Origin of the sequence: Schumannella luteola (genome assembly GCF_013408685.1) — a bacterium.
In the GTDB taxonomy this organism is placed as follows: Bacteria; Actinomycetota; Actinomycetes; order Actinomycetales; family Microbacteriaceae; genus Schumannella; species Schumannella luteola.
This window is the reverse complement of sequence record NZ_JACBZY010000001.1, coordinates 686,170-702,556: the sequence shown is the minus strand read 5'-3', so window position 1 is coordinate 702,556 and position 16,387 is coordinate 686,170. Positions and strand designations below refer to the sequence as shown.

The window sequence follows — 16,387 nt, the reverse complement described above, 5'->3', positions numbered from 1 at the left end:
GCCTACCGCCGCAGTTCGAAGGTCGTCTGCCCGATGGTCACGGGCGTGTCGAGCGGCACGGGCGTCGGCAGCGTCACGCGCTGCCCGTCCAGGAACGTGCCATTGGTCGAGTCTAGGTCTTGCACCACCCACTGGTCGTTCCAGAGCATGAGGCGCGCGTGGTGGGTCGAGGTGTAGTCGTCGCGGATGACGAGGCCCGACTCGCTCGAGCGGCCGATCGCGAGCTGCTCGCCGGGCAGCTCGAGCTCGGTGCCCTCGCGGGGCCCTGCCGTGATGACGAGTCGGCGGGCGGTGTTCGCACCGGGGCGTCCGCCGGTCGGCGGGGGAGTGCTCGGCGCGCTCGACACCGGAGCGGTGACGGCGGAGGCGGCGCCCGCTGCGGCCCCGACCGGGGCGGCGCTCATCGGCGACGACGGGAACGGCGAGGCGGCGGCCGCGCCGTCCTTCTTGCGCGCCCGCTGCCCGAACAGGTCGGAGCGCAGCGCGTAGACGATCGCGAAGACGAACACCCACAGCAGAAGAAGGAAGCCGATGCGCAGCACCAGCAGAACGAGATCGCTCACCGGCGCCCTCCGGTCGAGTCGTCGGCCTGCGCGAGCACGCGGAAGACGATGCGGGTGCGGCCGATGTCGATGACCGAGTCGGGGGTCAGCGGGGCCTGCTTGAGCGGCGAGCCGTTGAGGCGGGTGCCGTTGGTCGAGCCGAGGTCGTTGATCTGGCCGCGCTTGCCGTCCCACAGCACCTCGACGTGCTTGCGCGAGGCGCCCGCGTCATCCACCGGCACATCGGCCTCGCTGCCGCGACCGAGGATCGTGCGCGACTTCTTCAGCGGGTATCGCTTGCCGTTGACGTCGAGCACCGGAACCCAGCGCACGGTGCCCTGCACGGTGTTGGAGTCGATGCGCACGACGCCCTCGCTGAGTTTGTCGTCGCGCAGCAGCTCGATCGAGAGGCCGCCGGCGAAGCTGTAGTGCTGGGCGGTGGCGTGCTGCTGCACGAGCTGCGTGAACTCATCCACCAGCGCCGGGCCGAGCGACGTCATGCGCTGATGGTCGCCGGGGGCGAGGCGCACGGTGAAGCGGTTGGGGGCGAGGATGCGGTCGCGCGAGACGACGGCCGCCTTCGTGTCCAGCTCGCGGCGCAGGGCAGACGTCACTTCGAGCGGCTGCAGACCGCTCTTGAAGGTCTTCGCGAACGCGCCGTTGACGACGCGCTCGAGACCCTTCTCGAAGTTGTCGAGAATCCCCAACGGAGCTCCTGTTCGGCCGACTCGGACAGCACGATGTTAGTCGGCGGGCTTGAGCGAGCCTGGTACGCGCCGCGCGGAGCCTGCACGGGAGTTCTGGGAATGGATGCGCGGAGGTCGCCTGCGCGAGGCGCCGGACCCTGTCGCGCGGTGCCTCGAGTGGTGTCTCGGGCCCTTCGCGCTGTGATAATCTCGCACGGTTGGTCGCAGTGATGCGGCCGTCGCGCGCGAGTGGCGGAATTGGCAGACGCGCTGGCTTCAGGTGCCAGTGCCCTCCGGGGCGTGGGGGTTCAAGTCCCCCCTCGCGCACGCGAATGGAGTGTTCCGCAAACGGAGCAGCCCTTTGTTGAGCACGAACAAGAGGACGGGTCAAGATCCAGGGATCTTGACCCGTCCTCTTGTTTCTCAGAGAGCTAGCCGGCGAGGTCGGGCGGCGAAGTTCTGCGGAGCGTTTCCGGTCGGTTTCTCTCGTCGTGGCGGCGGTGTCTCGGAGGCGAGGTCGTCTTCGATCTGTTCTGTCTGAACTTGGCTCGTGAATCGCCAGAGGTTGTTCCCAGTGATCGAGTCGATCGAGATCGATTGGCCCGCGATGTCCCGGATCCAAACGAGATCCTCATAAAGGACGTTCAGCCGCTCTCGGGCGACCTCCTCGTTGTGGTGGTGGCTTCGCACGACCGTGTCCTTTGCGAAGGGTCCCCGTTCGTCCCAGTGCTACGGTGACCCCCCGGCATGACTCGCGGAGTCATCGCGAGGGCTCCCACAGCGTCGGGCGTGCCAGTGCGGGGTGAGCTCACGGGCCGTCTAGGTCGGCGACCGATCTCTTCGCGAGGGAGAACCGAGTAGTAAACGCGCTGACGTCCCAGCCGATTCCGAGATCAAGCGTCGCGTGTTTGGGCGGCGCGAGAGGGGGGACTCGCAATCGGCGCCGACATTCGTCTCGCAGATCCGGTCCGCGATCGACGACTTTCGAGCGGTCAATGGCTTGCGGGTCTGGTTTCAGCACCTTGACGCCGAATCTCAGGGGCGAAGGTCTGCCGCATCGGCTGCTCTCGGACTCCCGAGCAGTGTGGTCTGAGCCGACGTGTGGAACATAGCGAGGGGACGAGTAGCGGACTCGTTCGAGCTGTTCCGACGCGAGGCCGAGCAGCGGCTGCTCCCCGAAGGCGGAGCGGCTACCTAGCCAGCCACAGGGGCTCTATCGCGCCAATCGGCCGCCGAGACTGCCAGGGCCGGACCGCAAGCGGCGGATGCCCCGGCTCCGACTGCCCGGGTCAGCCGCGTGACGCTGCCGCGTGCGCCGAAATTATACGGGCGGCACCTCTACGCGCCACAGGACGCACCTCAAGAGGCGACTGCAGGGTACATGCGAAGCCGTCCAAGCAGCACGAAATTCGGCAGAAAGACTGAACGCCACCGCTTCAACGAACCAGCGTTGAGAGAAGTGGCGTTCACAACCCCAGAAGGGGAGTTCGATAATCACGATACGTTGGGCACCGTGCTGAGTCAAGTACGCGACACCGCCGATGCGAAGGCGCTTCAGGGTGCCGTCCCTAGCCTCAGATACAAGAGGTACCTGTCTGCCTCTGCCGGGTCACTTCTCTCGGCATCACGGCTATACGTGAGCGACACCGAGCTGCGAGGAGCGTTCCTCGAGTTGATTCATTTTGCTGAGGTTGCGCTTCGGGACCGGTTCGACCGTGCGCTCGCGCCGGCGTACGGATCTCATTGGTTCAAGGGCCGAACTGTCCTACTGGACGACCGAACCCTTGACAAGTTCCGCGAAGCAGAAGGCCGCGTGACCCACACGTCGAAACACCCCGCAAGGGTCATCGCAGAAGTCAGTCTTGGCGGTTGGGGGTACCTGCTTGAAGTCGGCGGAGTGGGTACCGGTGGAGGTGGAGCGTTAGCCGGCCGGGCGGACTATGAACGTGATCTCTGGGACGGGCGGATTGAGGCTCTCTTCTCCGGAACCATCACCACGCGTCAAGAAGCTGCGGCGCTGGTGCGCCGAGTGCGGCGCCTTCGCAACCGAGTTGCTCACCATGAGTCCGTGGTTTTCGGGGTGCATCAGCCGGGCGAGAGGGACGCGGTGGGAAACCATAAGCGCCAGCTTCCGGCATCTGCCTTGGCCGACGTGCGCCAGCTCCTAGAGCTGTTCTGCCCGACCGCGGCCGCATGGCTCGCGACCTGTAATCACGTCGATGAGCTGCTCGCGGACCAACTCCTGGTTGACGCTCTCAATGAGATGAAGACATTCCTACCGAAGACTCAGTGGTTCTGAGTCTCGGCTGCCGGGCGCTGGCCGACGTCCACCGAAACCAGCGAGTACAAGACCCATCTCGCACGACGCGCCTTGCGGATCTGCTCGGACGCGAGCCCGAAGCTCGCGTAGCCGGTCCGGTGTTCATCGCTCGAACGGTCCGATTGCCTGAGTGGCGAGCATCGGGCCGACGACGCCGGCGCTGATCGTGTCGAAGGGGTTGCAGATGTGCATCGGTCAGACGGCGCAACCCCCGCCCGATCGGCAACGAATCGAAAACGTCGTCGAATATTCGATGATTCGTGGTATTCTCGCCCTGTGACCGACCTGAAGCCCCGCGGCAGCGTCCTCGAGACGCTCCGGCTTTCGCGCGGCCTGACGCAGGTCGAGCTGGCGCAGGCCACCCAAATCTCGCAGGCCACGCTGTCGAAGGTCGAGTCGGGCGCCGCTCCGATCGACGATGAGCGGTGGCAGGTGCTCGCGGACGTTCTCCAGGTCCCGGTCTCGGCCTTCATGTCGGCTGCGGAGGAGTTCGGGTCTGTCCGCGTCTTCCATCGCAAGCAGAAGTCGACCCCGAAGGGCGCCATCAAGAGGATCGGCGCCGATGTCGCGCTGACCCAGCGGCGGGTTGGAAGCATCCTCGATACGACTCGCACGACTCTCACCCATCACGATCTCGACGGTGGCTTCGTCACGCCGCAGGAGGTTGCGCTCGAGCTCCGGGTGGAGCTCGGACTCGGTATGGCGCCGATCGCGGACCTGATCGACGTGGTCGAGCGGACCGGTGCGACCGTCGTTCGGTGGCCCCTCGATTCGATCCAGGTGGACGCGATCGCGGCCTGGCCGGAGAACGCGGCGCCGGTGATCCTTGTCGGCGAGCATGTCGGTGCCGAGCGTCTCCGCTTCACGATCGCGCACGAACTCGGTCATGCCGTCATGCATCGGGTGGAGGCGGACGATGCCCAGGAGAAGGAGGCAGACGCCTTCGCGGGCGAGTTCCTTCTCCCTGGCGCAGAACTCCGCAAGGAGTGGCCGGCTGACCCGACGGTGGAGAGTCTGACTCCCATCAAGCGCAAGTGGGGGATCTCGCTTTCGGCGCTCATCCGTCGAGCCTTCGACATCAGCATCCTCACCGAGCGCGACTATCGCCAGTGGAACATCCGGCTGGCCTCATCGGGCATGCACCGAAACGAACCCCACCCACTTCCGGCTGAGCGCCCGCAGGCTCTCAGCAACGTCATCAAGCAACGCCTCGAAGAGGGGGCGACGGTCGAAGAGCTCGCAGACCGCGCTCACATGCACGCCAGCGAGTTCACCGCCACCTTCCTGGAGTGATGCAGCATGGCCCCCAACTACACGGTGATCGAGAACCCCCATCTCACCGCCTCTCCCGTCCTTCCGGCCCGCCGGACCGTCGAGTCCGGCGACGCGATCGCGATCCTCACGGATCGGCAGTTCCACGTCTTCGGTGACATGGTCCTCCGCGCCCTTGACCACATCGACCCCTACTCGGGCGGCGCATTCGTCACGGGCGTCTACGCGGCGAAGCGCATCCACCGGCTCCGGCCCGCGCACGACACGCTCCCCCTGATCGTCGAGCCCGAAGCGATGCGCAAGCACCTGGCGACCGAGATCGAGCCGTTCCGAATCGACATCGCAGAGGGCGAGCTCTTCGCTCCCACGCTCGACGCTGCACTCGACATCCAGCGCCTGGCCGGAAGCGACCTCGCGATCACGCCGAGCGGTCAGATCCGCACGGGCGACTCGGCGACGCTCAAGGCCGCGCTGCGACAGGCGAACGCGCTGGATCGCCGCGACGTGCTGTTCGCTGTCGTGCTCGAAGCCGGTTGGCTGAGCCAGGAGCACCTCGCGAATCAGGTCATCCAGGTTCTGAACCGGAGCCGCCACCCGGTGCTGCTCACCTTCGTCGATCGGAAGAACCCGGTCGAGAGCATGCTCCGTCAGCGGTCATACGCCCGAATCTTCGAAGAGACGACCGGAATCGTCGTCGCGTACCGGACCGACATGACCGGCTTCGTCGCTCGGTCCCGCGGGGCGATCGCCGCCGCCATCGGCGCCTACCCGCGGATGCGCCGAATGACTCCGGTGGGCGAGCGCGGCAGCGCGATCGACCCCGAGGACATGTCGCCCCACATGCTCATCGCCGACATGCTCCGCTTCGTTCGTTCCACCCACATGCGCCGCGAGTGGTTCGCCGCCGTCCACGGTATCAACTGCTTCTGCGACATCTGTCGCGGGGCCGCGATCGACCGCCTGCATGGCTCGAACGCGGAGCGTGAACTCGGCCACCTTCACGGGATGGAGGAAGTTGGCCGCATCCACTCGACGATGGTCGGACTGAGCCAGCCGCAGATCGCAGACGTGTGGCGCAAGGCCGTTGCCGGAGCGCTCGACACCTACCCGCAGCTCGAAGCTCACGTCGGGGCGCCGATCAAGATCCCCAACGACCTGAAGGTCTGGGCGGAGTTCTAGGCGATCGAGATGGCGTCGAGGAACTGGTCGTAGACCAACTCGGCGAAACGCCATCGAGCAGATGTCCATCGCTCGGGCTCGTAGCACGACGGCGCGATGAGTCGGCGACCTTCGTCGCCGTGGACCAAGCCGATGCCGTAGTGGGCGGCTTCGGTCAGCAGAAAAGCCTCGTCGCGTGGCACCTTGTCGATCCACACGATGCGCGGGCCGTAGCCGACCCACCGGTGCGCGATGGCTGAACCCCGAGCCCACGTACGAGCGCGCGCCTGAATCTCGAGCACTTCTACGGGTGCCTGGATTAGTCGCCTCCCCCATCGAGCACCGTCCGGATCGTCGATGACGACCGAAGCGTTGCAAGCCGTCGGCGATTGGAAAATGAGACGAAAACGCTCTGGAAGCAGTCCTAGATCATCGGTCGGCAGCTCCATGAGCGCGGCAAGAATGCGTTCGTCTGTGACTGCTTCGACCCCAAGAGCTTTACGGCGTTGGTGCTCGTCGTCGTCCACGAGATAGAGCACCGTCAGTTCGGTTCCATCGAAGACGCCTGTGTGCCGATACACGACTCGACGATCGCGAATCCCGCGGCCGACCGTGACGTCGATCGGCTCGAGGGACGGGCTCAAGGTCGAGCCTCCGCGGCCACCACGAGCGCCTTCGCGGTCTCCCAGAAGGGATGCTCCACGCGGCGGTATGGCAGATGCTCGGTGCGAGAAGCCCGTGGCTGACGTGTGATCAACTCGACCTCCTCTAGGACCCGCAACGCCCGTTGAACTGCGGGCTGGCTCAGACCAAGCTCCGCTTGGAGGGCCGAAGACTCCACCGCGCCCTCGCTATCTGCAATCGCGAACGCGACTTGCAGGAGGTAGCGGTTGTTGAACAGGGTCTTCGACCACTGCGCACTACCCACGACGCTACCACCAGTTCAAACTCGAAACTCGAAAACCGTATCTCGTATTTAGAGATTCCACAACATCGTCGACTCAACCGCGGGATGACCACTAGATGTGGTCCAGTGCCGGTTCGAGGCGCATTGTGCGCCGGCTCAGATCTCAGCGTCGCGGCCGTGGAGTCGCCCGACCTGCTTCTCGATCGGGTCAGTCGGCGGCGGGAAACTCGGCGAGCACGCGCGACCAGGCGGGGTCGTCGGGGTCCGGGAGGCGGGTCCAGTCGAGGGCGTCGGCGCCGGCCGGGTCGGAGGGGTGGGCGAAAAGCACCAGTGTCACGAGGTCGCGGCCGCAGCGCGCGCGGACCGTGTGCAGCATCCCGTCGGCGGTCGTGACCTCGGCGTCGAGGGCGGGGGAGTCGGCATCGGCGCTGAGCAGGGTGGTGATCGCGAATCGCTCGCGCTGCCGCGGGATGGTGGCGTCTGTGGCGGTCTCAGCAGCGGCAGTGCGCGCATTCGCGTCCGCATCCGCATCGGGCTCGAGCCGTGACACCTGCTGAGCTTGGGCGAGGAGCGCGAGCAGGGTGAGCGGAGCGATGCGCGGGGTGGCGGGCGTCGGATCGAGGCGTGCGAGCTCGCGGCCGGGCATCCCGTGCCAGACGCGGCCGTCGTGCTCGAGCCACGCGATGGCCGGGCGGGCGCCGGCGGCGTGACCGGTGGTGAAGTCGATCAGGCCGCGCGTGGTCAGCACGTCGGGCGCGGCGCGGAAGAGGGTGCGGGCGAGGGCCAGCACGGGGCCGCGGCCGCGAGTGCGCTGCAGCGCGGCGTTGGTTCCGCTCGTGTCGAGGGTGAGCTCGATGAGCACGCGGCCCTGCGCGGCCGTGCGCACGAGAGCGTCGCGCAGAGCGTCGCGGGCGGTGCGGTCGGCCGCGCCCGAATCCGGGCGGGAGCCGGAGCCCGCGGTGTCGTTCGGCTCGGTGGTGCGGGCGTCGGGGGTGGATGCGGTGGTCACGGAGTCTCCCGTCGTCGAAGGCGGTGGGCCTGCATCCAGTCCACCTCGCGACCCCGGGGCAGGGTCAATCGGCCGGAGGTGCCGGTCTGCGTCGCGCGGGTCGCACCGTGGTGCCGGCGTCGCCCCGAACGGGGGCGTGCGACAGCTGTCGAGCATTTCTAGTCTGGGTCGGCACTGCGCGATCGGGGGATCGCGCGCGAGAGGGATCTGTGAGCGACACGGCGACGCGGCCCGCGCCCGGGTGGTACGCGGACCCGAAGAACGCCACGCAGGCTCGCTGGTGGAACGGCGCCGGCTGGAGCGAGACGACGCGTCCGCTGCCGGGTGCCGTGCCCGCATCGGCGACGACGCCTGCGCCCGCAATGGCGGCGACCGCCGTCTCCGCGACTGCGGCATCCGTCGCACCCGCTGTGCCCGCCGCGAGCTCCGCGTACGCGCCGACGCCCGCGCACCCCGCGGCGCCCGTCTCGCCCTATGCGACGAACGCGCCCGCGCCCGCCGCGCATCCGCATCCCGACCTGCCGTCGAGCCCGGCCGCGTGGTCGCGCGACCCGGCGCAGCGCAGCCTCGCCGACGGCTACTCGGCGATGAGCAGCTACGTTCCCGAGGTCGTGACCGTCGGCTCGGCGAACACGGTGCCCGGCTGGCTCATGGCGACCGCCCCGCTGTGGGCGGGCGGGTCGATCTTCGTCGCCGTGTTCCTGCTCGTGGTCAGCAACCCCGAGCTGCCGATCGACCAGGTGCCGCGCTGGGCCTGGGGTCTGATCTCCGCGATCCCGATGGTCGCGCTCGCGGCGGTGGATGCGCACCAGCTCAAGAAGCGCGGCTACGAGCCGCCGAACCCCGCGCTCGCGATCGTGCTCACGCCGTGGCTCTACCTCGGGGCTCGCGGCAAGGAGGTGCGCCGTCGCGGCCGGAAGATGTGGCCGATGGAGCTGACCTTCGTGATCTGCTTCGTGCTGGCGGTCGGCGCCGGCGCCGCGGCGGTCTTCGGCGGCAGCGCGCTCGAACGCGAGGGCGCGCGCATCCAGGCCGCGTCGATCCGGCACCAGGCCGAGCAGGAGCTCGACAAGCAGGTCGGCTCGACCTGGACGCTCACCTGCATGACGCCTGACGCCGACTGGAAGCCCTCGTCGACCATCGCCTGCACGGCGACGGCGGCCGACGGCCGGTCGGAGAACGTGAACATCGTCATCGCGGCCGACGGCACGGTCACCTTCGCGCCGGCCTGAGCTCGCCGCATCCGCTCGCTACGTCGCCCTCGCCGACGTCATCGGCGGATGCTACTGTTCCTCAGTTTGCGAACGGGCGGCGAGGGGCGTGCGGGATGAGCGACGCGGCGACGACAGGACCGGCGGCGGCGAGCAGCGCGGTCGGCGGCGATACCGCGATGCCCGCGCGCGGACTCCGCGGCCGTCTGCGACGCGAGCGCCGGCCCGCCACGTGGACGACGTTCCTGCGTGATCTCGTCGTGATCATCGTCGCCGCGGTGGTGATCTCGGCGCTGATCAAGGCCTTCCTGTTCCGCTCGTTCTTCATCCCCTCCGACTCGATGAACCCGACGCTCGTGCGCGACGACCGGGTGATCGTGAACGAGCTGCAGCCGAAGGTCTTCCCGCTGCAGCGCGGCGACGTCGTGGTGTTCCGCGACCCGGGCGGCTGGCTCGGCGACGGCTCCGACACTTCGGCGACGCCGCGACCGGATCCGACCTGGCTCGACTGGACCCTCTCGGTCGTCGGGCTGACCGCGCCCGACAGCGACGACCACCTCATCAAGCGCGTGATCGGGCTGCCCGGCGATCACGTGACCTGCTGCACCGGCGCCGGGCAGATCGAGATCAACGGCCAGCCGATCGACGACGCCTTCGTGAACAAGCAGCTCGGCGCCGACTCGGGCACGCCCTTCGATGTCGTCGTGCCGAAGGACTCGCTCTGGGTCATGGGCGACAACCGCGGTAACTCGCGCGACTCGCGGGCGCATGTCGACGAGCCCGGCGGCGGCTTCGTGCCGTACTCGGATGTGGTCGGCCGCGCCTTCGTGCTCAGCTGGCCGACGAGCCGGTGGGGCTGGCTCGACAACCATCCGGAGTCGTTCTCCGAGGTCGATCGCCGCGACCACGGTTGATCGCGACCCCCGATCGGGGCGCATATCGCCTGCACGGGGAACGTGAGGGGCGAGACCGGGGGTGAGGTCTGCGCGATCTCGGCAAAACAGGGAACGCAGTCGGTTTAGCATGACGCGTGCCCCACTCCCGACGCCGCGCGCTGATCCTCTGCGGGATCTACATCGTCGCCGCCGTCGTGGTCGGCGTGGCGGCGGGATTCCTGTCGGCGCACCCCGACGAGGCGGCGTCGCAGCACTCGCCCAGGCCGTCCGTCTCCGTCGCCCCCGTCGAGTCGCGATGATCCGCGCGACTCCGGCACGCCCGACTCCGGCTCGACCGATCCCGGCTCAGCCGACCCCGACCCCGACCCGGCCGGCTCGCGCAGGCGCGCCAAGCGGTGTGCGGCATCCATAGCGAGCACCGGCATACTGACGCCGTGCCGAAGCAAGCCCGCGCGATCGCGACCCGCGAGTCGATCATCGACGCCGCCGCCGAGGTGTTCGCCGCACGCAGCTTCGCCAGCGCGACGCTCGCCGACGTGATCGCCCGCGCCGGCGTGACCCAGGGCTCGCTCTACTTCCACTTCGCGTCGAAGCACGAGCTCGCCGCCGAGCTCATCCGCGAGCAGCACTCGCGGTCGATCGCGCTGCCGGCCGGGGTCGACGGCATGCACGCGATCATCCAGGTCAGCCGCGATCTGGCGCGGCAGATCCAGGGCGATCAGGTCGTGCAGGCCGGGCTGCGGCTCTCGACCGAGTCGGTCGAGCAGTTCCCCGACCTGGCGAAGCACCCCTACGAGGCGTGGGCGGAGGCGACCGCGGCCCTCGTCGCCCGGGCGATCGAGCTCGGTGAGCTGGCCCCCGACCTCGACGCGGCCGCGGTCGGCCGTGTGCTGCGCTCGTCGTTCACCGGCATCCAGATCGCGTCGCGCGTCACCGCCGACTGGGTCGATCTCGTCGACCGCCTCGAAGAGCTGTGGCGCATCGTGCTGCCCGGTCTCGTCGCGCCGGGTCGTCTCGACGAGCTGCTCGCGCTGATCCCCGTCGTCTTCGGCGGCGAGGAAGCGCCCGACTCCCCGCACTCGGCGCCCCGCGGCTGACAGCCGTCAGGCCGGTGTCAGGCGGGCGGGGCCTCGAGCCAGGCGGCGAGCTCGCGCGCCCGGGAGGTGCGGAAGCGCACCTCGAGCCGACCCGAGAGGCCCGGATGCGAATCGGCGAGCTCCGAGACGAGCAAGATGCGGTCGGGGCCCTCGAGCGTGACCTCACGCATCCACGGGTGCGCCGGCGGCAGGTCGATCCACTTCGTGCCCTTGCCCCAGACGACGAGGCGGGCGCCGCTCGCGACGACCGTCAGCGGCATCCACTCGGCGTCGACCGTGGAGCGGTAGCCGGGCCCGCGTCCGCCGACCTCGTGGATCGACCCGCGCACCTTCTCCTCGAAGAGCCACGGGTCGAGCGCGAGCAGCTCGTCGCGCAGGTCGTCGGGCAGTCGGGTGCGGCGGCGCCATGCCGCGGCCTCGATGAGCACGGCACCAGGGTAGGAACACGGCGCGCCGACACGCCAGGGGTGGTGTCACACGGCGACGTGTGCGAGGCGACGGCGACCCGGGAAACCTGGATCCCCGCTGAAACTGCGTGACAGATGTTTAATCCACGGCGAAGCGGCCCGGCGCTGATTCGATACTGACGTGATGCCGAACCTGGGGGAACGGATCCGTCGAGCGACCTGGTCGGTGCGCTCGCGCATCGTCGTGAGCATCCTCGTGACCGCGGCCTTCGGGCTGGGCGTCGCGGGCATCGTCTCCTACGAGCTGCAGCGCACCGCGACACTGCAGGCCGTCGACGACCGGCTCGAGGGCCAGCTCGCCGAGGCGCGCCAGATCGTGGATGCCGAAGACAGCTTCCCCAGCGTCGGCGACGCGCTCGAGAAGCTGATGACGGTGTCGGTGCCGCCCGACGCCGGAGGCACGCTCGGCATCCTCAACGGCACGGCGAAGTACTCGCCCGGCACCGGCGACGCCGTGCAGCTCGAGAAGGTGCCCGGCTTCACGACCTCCGTGGTGCGCACGGCAGCGACGGGCGAGCCGCGGCTGAACACCTTCCGCGACGACGACGGCACCGTGTTCCGCTACCTCGCGGCGCCCATCACGATCGGCTCGAGCTCCGACACCGGCATCTACGTCGTCGCGATCGACACGAACGCGCAGCTCGCCTCGCTCGACGCGACCTTCCGCGTCTACGCCGGCATCGCCGCCCTGTCGTGGGTCGTTATCGGCGTCATCGGCTGGCTCATCGCCGGTCGCCTGCTCAAGCCGCTGCGCCGACTCAACAGCACCGCCGCCCGCATCTCGACCGACGCGCTCGACGAGCGCATCCCCGTCGCCGGGCGCGACGACGTGTCGGCGATGACCGTGACCGTCAACTCGATGCTCGACCGCATCCAGACCGGCGTCGACCAGCAGCGTCAGCTGCTTGAGGATGTGCGGCACGAGCTGAAGACGCCGCTCTCGATCGTGCGCGGCGAGCTCGAGCTGCTCGACGCCGCCGACGAGCGCGAGGTGACCGAGGCGCGGCGCATCGGCATCGAGGAGATCGACCGGATGGTGCTGCTGCTCAACGACCTCGCCGACCTGACCGAGGTGCGCACCGCAGTGCCCGACTTCGGCGTCGTCGACCTGACGCTGCTGACCGACGACGTGCTGGCGCGGGCGGCGGTGCTCTCCGACCGGCCGTGGTCGGTGACCCAGCGCGCGACCGGCGAGGCGCGCCTCGATCGCGGACGCGTCATCCAGGCCTGGCTGCAGCTGGCCGAGAACGCCGACAAGTACTCGCCCGCCGGCGCCCCGGTCGAGCTCAGCAGCGTCGGCGAGGGCGACGAGGTGCGCTTCTCGGTGCGCGACCACGGCGAGCCGATCGCCGAAGAGCTGCGCGGGCGCATCTTCGACCGCTTCGTGCGCGGTGCCGACGCCGAGCGCGCCGACGGCACCGGGCTGGGGCTCGCGATCGTCAGCGCCATCGCGGCCGGGCACGGCGGACGCGCCGAACTCAGCGTCGACGAGGGCGGCAACACGTTCAGCCTCGTGCTGCCGCGCCTCTCGGCGGCGGCGCTGCGCATCGACGAGGAGCGCCGGCTGGCGCGGGAGTCGGCGGGGTCGGCGACGGACGCGGACGCGAGTGCCGAGCATCGATCGGGCCACGATGCGCCGGTCGCGTCGCCGCGCGGCGGAGACGGTGTCGAGACCGCCGAGCGGCACGACGAGGCCGCCGGCCTCGACGACGTGCCCGGCCTCGGCGCCCTGCAGGAGGAACGGGAGCGCGCATCCACCTCGCCGAGAGGCCGGGGCGCATGACCTCGATCCTCGTCGCCGAAGACGAGGACCGCCTCGCGTCGCTGATCGTGCGCGCGCTCAGCCGCGCGGGATTCCTGGTCGAGCGGGTCGCCACCGGAACCGCCGCCCTCGACGCCGCGCTGTCGGGCAGGTACCAGCTCGTGCTGCTCGACATCGGGCTGCCCGAGCTCGACGGCATCAGCGTGCTGGAGCGCATCCGCCGACTCGACGGCTCGCTGCCGATCCTGCTCGTCACCGCCGACAACGCGCCGCAGCACATCGTGCGCGGACTCGCCGCCGGAGCCGACGACTACATCCCCAAGCCGTTCCGCTTCGACGAGCTCGTCGCCCGTGTCGAGGCGAACCTGCGCAAGGCGCGCGCCGTGCAGACCGTGCTCGTCGTCGGCGACCTGACGCTCGATCTGATGGGGCGCACCGCATCCACCCCCGACGTCAGCGAGACGCTGCCGATCCGCGAGCTCGAGCTGCTCGAGTATCTCATGCGTCGCCCGGGGGCGACGGTCACCCGCGAGCAGCTGCTCGCCGACATCTGGGGCATCGAGACGGCGCGCAGCTCGAACGTGATCGACGTCTACGTGCGGCACCTGCGGCGCCGGCTCGGGGCGGATGTGGTCGAGACGGTGCGCGGTGAGGGGTACCGGATCGGGGCGTGAGCGATCTGCGTCACACTCGGCCGGAACGCGGTCGGACGGTGTCGAATGGACGCGGAGGCTGACTATGACCGATGACCCGACGCACGCTGCGAACGGCGACGCGACTCCCGTCGACGGGCCGACGACAGCGGACGCTGTGGCGGCCGCCGGGCGGCTGGCCGTCGCCCTCGAGGCCGGCGACGCATCCCATCGGCTGCAGGCCGCGCTCACCGCGGGGACGCGCCCGCACGACGCCTACGTCGATGTGCTCGTCGCGCGTTGCGCCGTCGAGCCCGACTTCTTCGTGCGCGAGATGCTGACGTGGGCGCTGATCCGCCACGACCCGGCCGTCACGGTCGACCGCGTCGTGCAGGAGCTGACGTCGCCGGTCGTGCAGGCGCGCAGTCAGGCGCTGCACACGCTGTCGAAGATCGGGGATGCGCGAGCGTGGCCGGCGATCACGCCGGGGCTGCTGCACGACGAGTCGGATGACGTGGCGCGTGCCGCGTGGCGCACCGCCGCCGGCCTAGTGCCGCCGACCGTCGATGACCGCACGGCGCTCGCCGCGGAGCTGGCGACCGAGCTCGGGCGCGGCGACCACGGACTGCGCCGCAGCCTGAGCCGCGCCCTCGGGATGCTGGACGACGTCGCCGGCCCGGTCGTCGAGGCCGCGACGCGCGACCCCGAGCTCGCCGTGCGCACGCACGCGCTCGCGACCGTGCACCTGCTCGCGAACCCCGACGCCGACTTCGACGACGCGGTGATCGAGGCGCGGCGGATCATCGCGCTCGACGCGCTGCCGGATGCCTCGGGTTCGCCGTCGGGCGAGCCGCCCGCCGCATCCAGCTGACTGGCGCAGCGACGTAACTCAGGAGAAGCGGCGTGATCTGCCGGGAAACGGGCCGGATCGGCGCGTTTCTCCTGAGTTGCGTCGGGTGCGGGAGGATCGGGGCGGGCTGGAACGGATGTGACCGGGCTGCGGATGCGGCGCTCGGGTCAGCGCTCGGCGCGACGGGCGCGGCGGCGCTCGCGGGCGCGCTCCCACCACGACGGCACGTGGGCCTCGGCGGCGGCGCGCGCCTCCTCAGCCTCGCGTTCGGCCCGAGCCTCGGCCCGGGCGGCGCGGCGCTCGCGCCAGCGCTTCACCTCGGCGTCGATGTCGCGGGTCGGAGTGACGACGGGCGGGCCGCCGAGCAGCTGCCGCCGCGCCTCGATCACGCGCGCGTTGAAGTCGGTCAGGTGCTCGCGCACCTCGGACTCGCGGTGCATCCGGTCGAGTCGGTCATCCAGACGCTGGTTCTCGGTGCGCAGGGTGAGGGCGGGCGGGCCGAGTCCGCCGAGCTCCTCGTCTTCGATCTTCTGGCGGATCCACCAGTCCTCGTCCATGCGTCCGCCGATGCCGCGCAGCGGCTTGCCTGCTCCTGGCAGGTTCTCGAACTCGCCGCGGCGGATGGCCTGCTGGATCTCGGTCTCGATGCGCGCCGTGTGCTGGTCGGGCGCCCAGAGCGTCGCGTTGGATCCCTCGTCGAGGTCGGCTTCGCCGCGCAGCCGACGCTGGCGGCGCAGCGCCTCGGGTTCGGGACGGAGCTCGGCCTCGGGACGGGACTCGGAGGGGCGACGCGGTCCGGGCTCGCGACGCGGCTCGGGTCGCGGGCGGCCGGACGGCGCGCCCCGCTGGCGGGCCGACGGCTCGCGCCGGCCGCGCCCTGCATCCTCTGGATCGACGCCGCCCATGTGCTTCGACGCTACCAACCCGCCGGGGACACGTGGGGGTCGCGCAGGCCCCGGAATCGTGCCGATTCGGCTCGATCTCGGGGCCTGTGCGACCCCTCAGCGGAAGAGGGTCAGCGGCCGCGGTGACCGCCGCCGCCCCATCCGCCGCCGTTGCCGCCTCCGCGGTTGTCGCCGCCGCCGGAGCCGCGGTGGTCATCGCCGCCGCCCCATCCGCCGTTGCCGCCGCGACCGTCACCGTGGTGTCCGTCGTCGTGACCGCCGCCGCTCCATCCGCCGCCGTTGCCGCGGTTGGAGGGCGCGGCCGGCTGCGGAGCCGGAGCCGGGGCGGGCTGCTGAACCGGCGCCGGTGCGGGCGCCGCCGGAGCCGGCGCGGGCGCGGCCTTCCTGACCGGAGCCGGCGCAGGCTGCGCCGCGGTGCCGCTCGAGACCGGCGTCTCGGCCGGCGGCGGCGTGGTCGGCGCGACCACCGGCAGCGGTGCGGCCGGAGCCGGCGCGCTGTCGGGAGCGGTCTCGGTGACCTCGATCGCCGAGCCCGCGAGGGTCTTCGTCGATTCGTCGTGCGTATCGGTGTTGAGCTGCACGGCCGCTCCGGCTCCCACGATGGCGAGAGCTCCGACGGCGATGACAGCAGGAAGCGTCTTCATCGGAATCCTGATCCTTTCGCGCGGACCCC

19 protein-coding genes and 1 tRNA gene are annotated in these 16,387 nt (G+C 70.0%); 12 read left to right on the top strand and 8 right to left on the bottom strand.

All coding sequences use genetic code 11. The features are described 5' to 3' along the window. Positions 1–2: 2 nt before the first annotated feature. Positions 3–563: an FHA domain-containing protein FhaB/FipA gene (locus tag BJ979_RS03145; RefSeq protein WP_179565092.1), complete on the bottom strand. Its 561-nt coding sequence runs from the start codon at positions 561–563 to the stop codon at positions 3–5. Next, entirely contained in the window at positions 560–1,249 is a 690-nt protein-coding gene (locus BJ979_RS03140) for an FHA domain-containing protein (RefSeq protein WP_179565090.1), read from the bottom strand. Before BJ979_RS03140 ends, BJ979_RS03145 begins: the two co-directional genes overlap by 4 nt. Positions 1,250–1,471: 222 nt before the next feature. On the opposite strand from BJ979_RS03140, the gene BJ979_RS03135 reads away from it, so the two are divergent. The 5 genes from BJ979_RS03135 (at position 1,472) to BJ979_RS03115 (ending at position 5,999) form a co-directional block, all read left to right on the top strand. Beyond that, a tRNA-Leu gene (locus BJ979_RS03135) sits at positions 1,472–1,555 on the top strand. A 1,309-nt stretch (positions 1,556–2,864) separates the two neighbouring features. After that, positions 2,865–3,527, top strand: coding sequence for an Abi family protein (locus tag BJ979_RS03130; RefSeq protein WP_179565088.1), 663 nt, complete (start codon positions 2,865–2,867; stop codon positions 3,525–3,527). A 151-nt stretch (positions 3,528–3,678) separates the two neighbouring features. Then, positions 3,679–3,828, top strand: coding sequence for a hypothetical protein (locus tag BJ979_RS03125; protein ID WP_179565086.1), 150 nt, complete (start codon positions 3,679–3,681; stop codon positions 3,826–3,828). Then, on the top strand, positions 3,825–4,841 hold the full coding sequence (locus tag BJ979_RS03120) for a helix-turn-helix domain-containing protein (RefSeq protein ID WP_179565084.1): 1,017 nt from the start codon (positions 3,825–3,827) through the stop codon (positions 4,839–4,841). Before BJ979_RS03125 ends, BJ979_RS03120 begins: the two co-directional genes overlap by 4 nt. 6 nt (positions 4,842–4,847) lie before the next feature. After that, complete coding sequence (locus tag BJ979_RS03115) at positions 4,848–5,999, top strand: hypothetical protein (RefSeq protein WP_179565082.1); 1,152 nt, start codon at positions 4,848–4,850, stop codon at positions 5,997–5,999. Here BJ979_RS03115 and BJ979_RS03110 read toward each other — a convergent pair. The 3 genes from BJ979_RS03110 to BJ979_RS03100 all read right to left on the bottom strand — a co-directional run bounded on the left by BJ979_RS03110 (position 5,996) and on the right by BJ979_RS03100 (position 7,894). Beyond that, entirely contained in the window at positions 5,996–6,622 is a 627-nt protein-coding gene (locus BJ979_RS03110) for a hypothetical protein (RefSeq protein ID WP_179565080.1), read from the bottom strand. The genes BJ979_RS03115 and BJ979_RS03110 overlap by 4 nt on opposite strands. Beyond that, complete coding sequence (locus BJ979_RS18245; RefSeq protein ID WP_179565078.1) at positions 6,619–6,906, bottom strand: MarR family transcriptional regulator; 288 nt, start codon at positions 6,904–6,906, stop codon at positions 6,619–6,621. Before BJ979_RS18245 ends, BJ979_RS03110 begins: the two co-directional genes overlap by 4 nt. Before the next feature lie 187 nt (positions 6,907–7,093). After that, the gene (locus tag BJ979_RS03100; RefSeq protein ID WP_179565076.1) at positions 7,094–7,894 is read right to left on the bottom strand and encodes a hypothetical protein; all 801 of its coding nucleotides are present in this window, start codon (positions 7,892–7,894) and stop codon (positions 7,094–7,096) included. A 209-nt stretch (positions 7,895–8,103) separates the two neighbouring features. Here BJ979_RS03100 and BJ979_RS03095 point away from each other — a divergent pair, with 209 nt between their 5' ends. The 4 genes from BJ979_RS03095 to BJ979_RS03080 all read left to right on the top strand — a co-directional run bounded on the left by BJ979_RS03095 (position 8,104) and on the right by BJ979_RS03080 (position 11,098). Continuing rightward, positions 8,104–9,126: a DUF2510 domain-containing protein gene (locus BJ979_RS03095; RefSeq protein ID WP_179565074.1), complete on the top strand. Its 1,023-nt coding sequence runs from the start codon at positions 8,104–8,106 to the stop codon at positions 9,124–9,126. 95 nt (positions 9,127–9,221) lie between these two features. Next, positions 9,222–10,019 (top strand): signal peptidase I, encoded by a 798-nt coding sequence (lepB, locus tag BJ979_RS03090; RefSeq protein WP_179565072.1) that lies wholly within the window; start codon positions 9,222–9,224, stop codon positions 10,017–10,019. 116 nt (positions 10,020–10,135) lie between these two features. Then, the gene (locus tag BJ979_RS03085) at positions 10,136–10,300 is read left to right on the top strand and encodes a hypothetical protein (RefSeq protein WP_179565070.1); all 165 of its coding nucleotides are present in this window, start codon (positions 10,136–10,138) and stop codon (positions 10,298–10,300) included. A 135-nt stretch (positions 10,301–10,435) separates the two neighbouring features. Next, positions 10,436–11,098, top strand: a complete 663-nt coding sequence (locus BJ979_RS03080) for a ScbR family autoregulator-binding transcription factor (protein ID WP_179565068.1) — start codon at positions 10,436–10,438, stop codon at positions 11,096–11,098. Between the two features lie 17 nt (positions 11,099–11,115). Here BJ979_RS03080 and BJ979_RS03075 read toward each other — a convergent pair whose 3' ends face one another. Further along, positions 11,116–11,526 carry a hypothetical protein gene (locus BJ979_RS03075; protein WP_179565066.1) on the bottom strand — a complete coding sequence of 137 codons (411 nt, stop codon included), beginning with the start codon at positions 11,524–11,526 and terminating at the stop codon, positions 11,116–11,118. Positions 11,527–11,689: 163 nt separating this feature from the next. Here BJ979_RS03075 and BJ979_RS03070 point away from each other — a divergent pair, with 163 nt between their 5' ends. From BJ979_RS03070 to BJ979_RS03060, 3 genes are all read left to right on the top strand, one after another. Next, the gene (locus BJ979_RS03070) at positions 11,690–13,348 is read left to right on the top strand and encodes a sensor histidine kinase (RefSeq protein WP_179565064.1); all 1,659 of its coding nucleotides are present in this window, start codon (positions 11,690–11,692) and stop codon (positions 13,346–13,348) included. Beyond that, the gene (locus BJ979_RS03065) at positions 13,345–14,001 is read left to right on the top strand and encodes a response regulator transcription factor (protein ID WP_179565062.1); all 657 of its coding nucleotides are present in this window, start codon (positions 13,345–13,347) and stop codon (positions 13,999–14,001) included. The genes BJ979_RS03070 and BJ979_RS03065 overlap by 4 nt, the downstream gene beginning before the upstream one ends. A 64-nt stretch (positions 14,002–14,065) precedes the next feature. Next, positions 14,066–14,830: a HEAT repeat domain-containing protein gene (locus BJ979_RS03060; protein WP_246286673.1), complete on the top strand. Its 765-nt coding sequence runs from the start codon at positions 14,066–14,068 to the stop codon at positions 14,828–14,830. 146 nt (positions 14,831–14,976) lie between these two features. Here BJ979_RS03060 and BJ979_RS03055 read toward each other — a convergent pair whose 3' ends face one another. Further along, a complete protein-coding gene (locus BJ979_RS03055; RefSeq protein WP_179565060.1) occupies positions 14,977–15,714 on the bottom strand; it encodes a DnaJ family domain-containing protein in 738 nt (245 codons plus the stop codon). 110 nt (positions 15,715–15,824) lie between these two features. Continuing rightward, entirely contained in the window at positions 15,825–16,358 is a 534-nt protein-coding gene (locus tag BJ979_RS17480; protein ID WP_179565058.1) for a hypothetical protein, read from the bottom strand. Positions 16,359–16,387 lie beyond the last annotated feature (29 nt).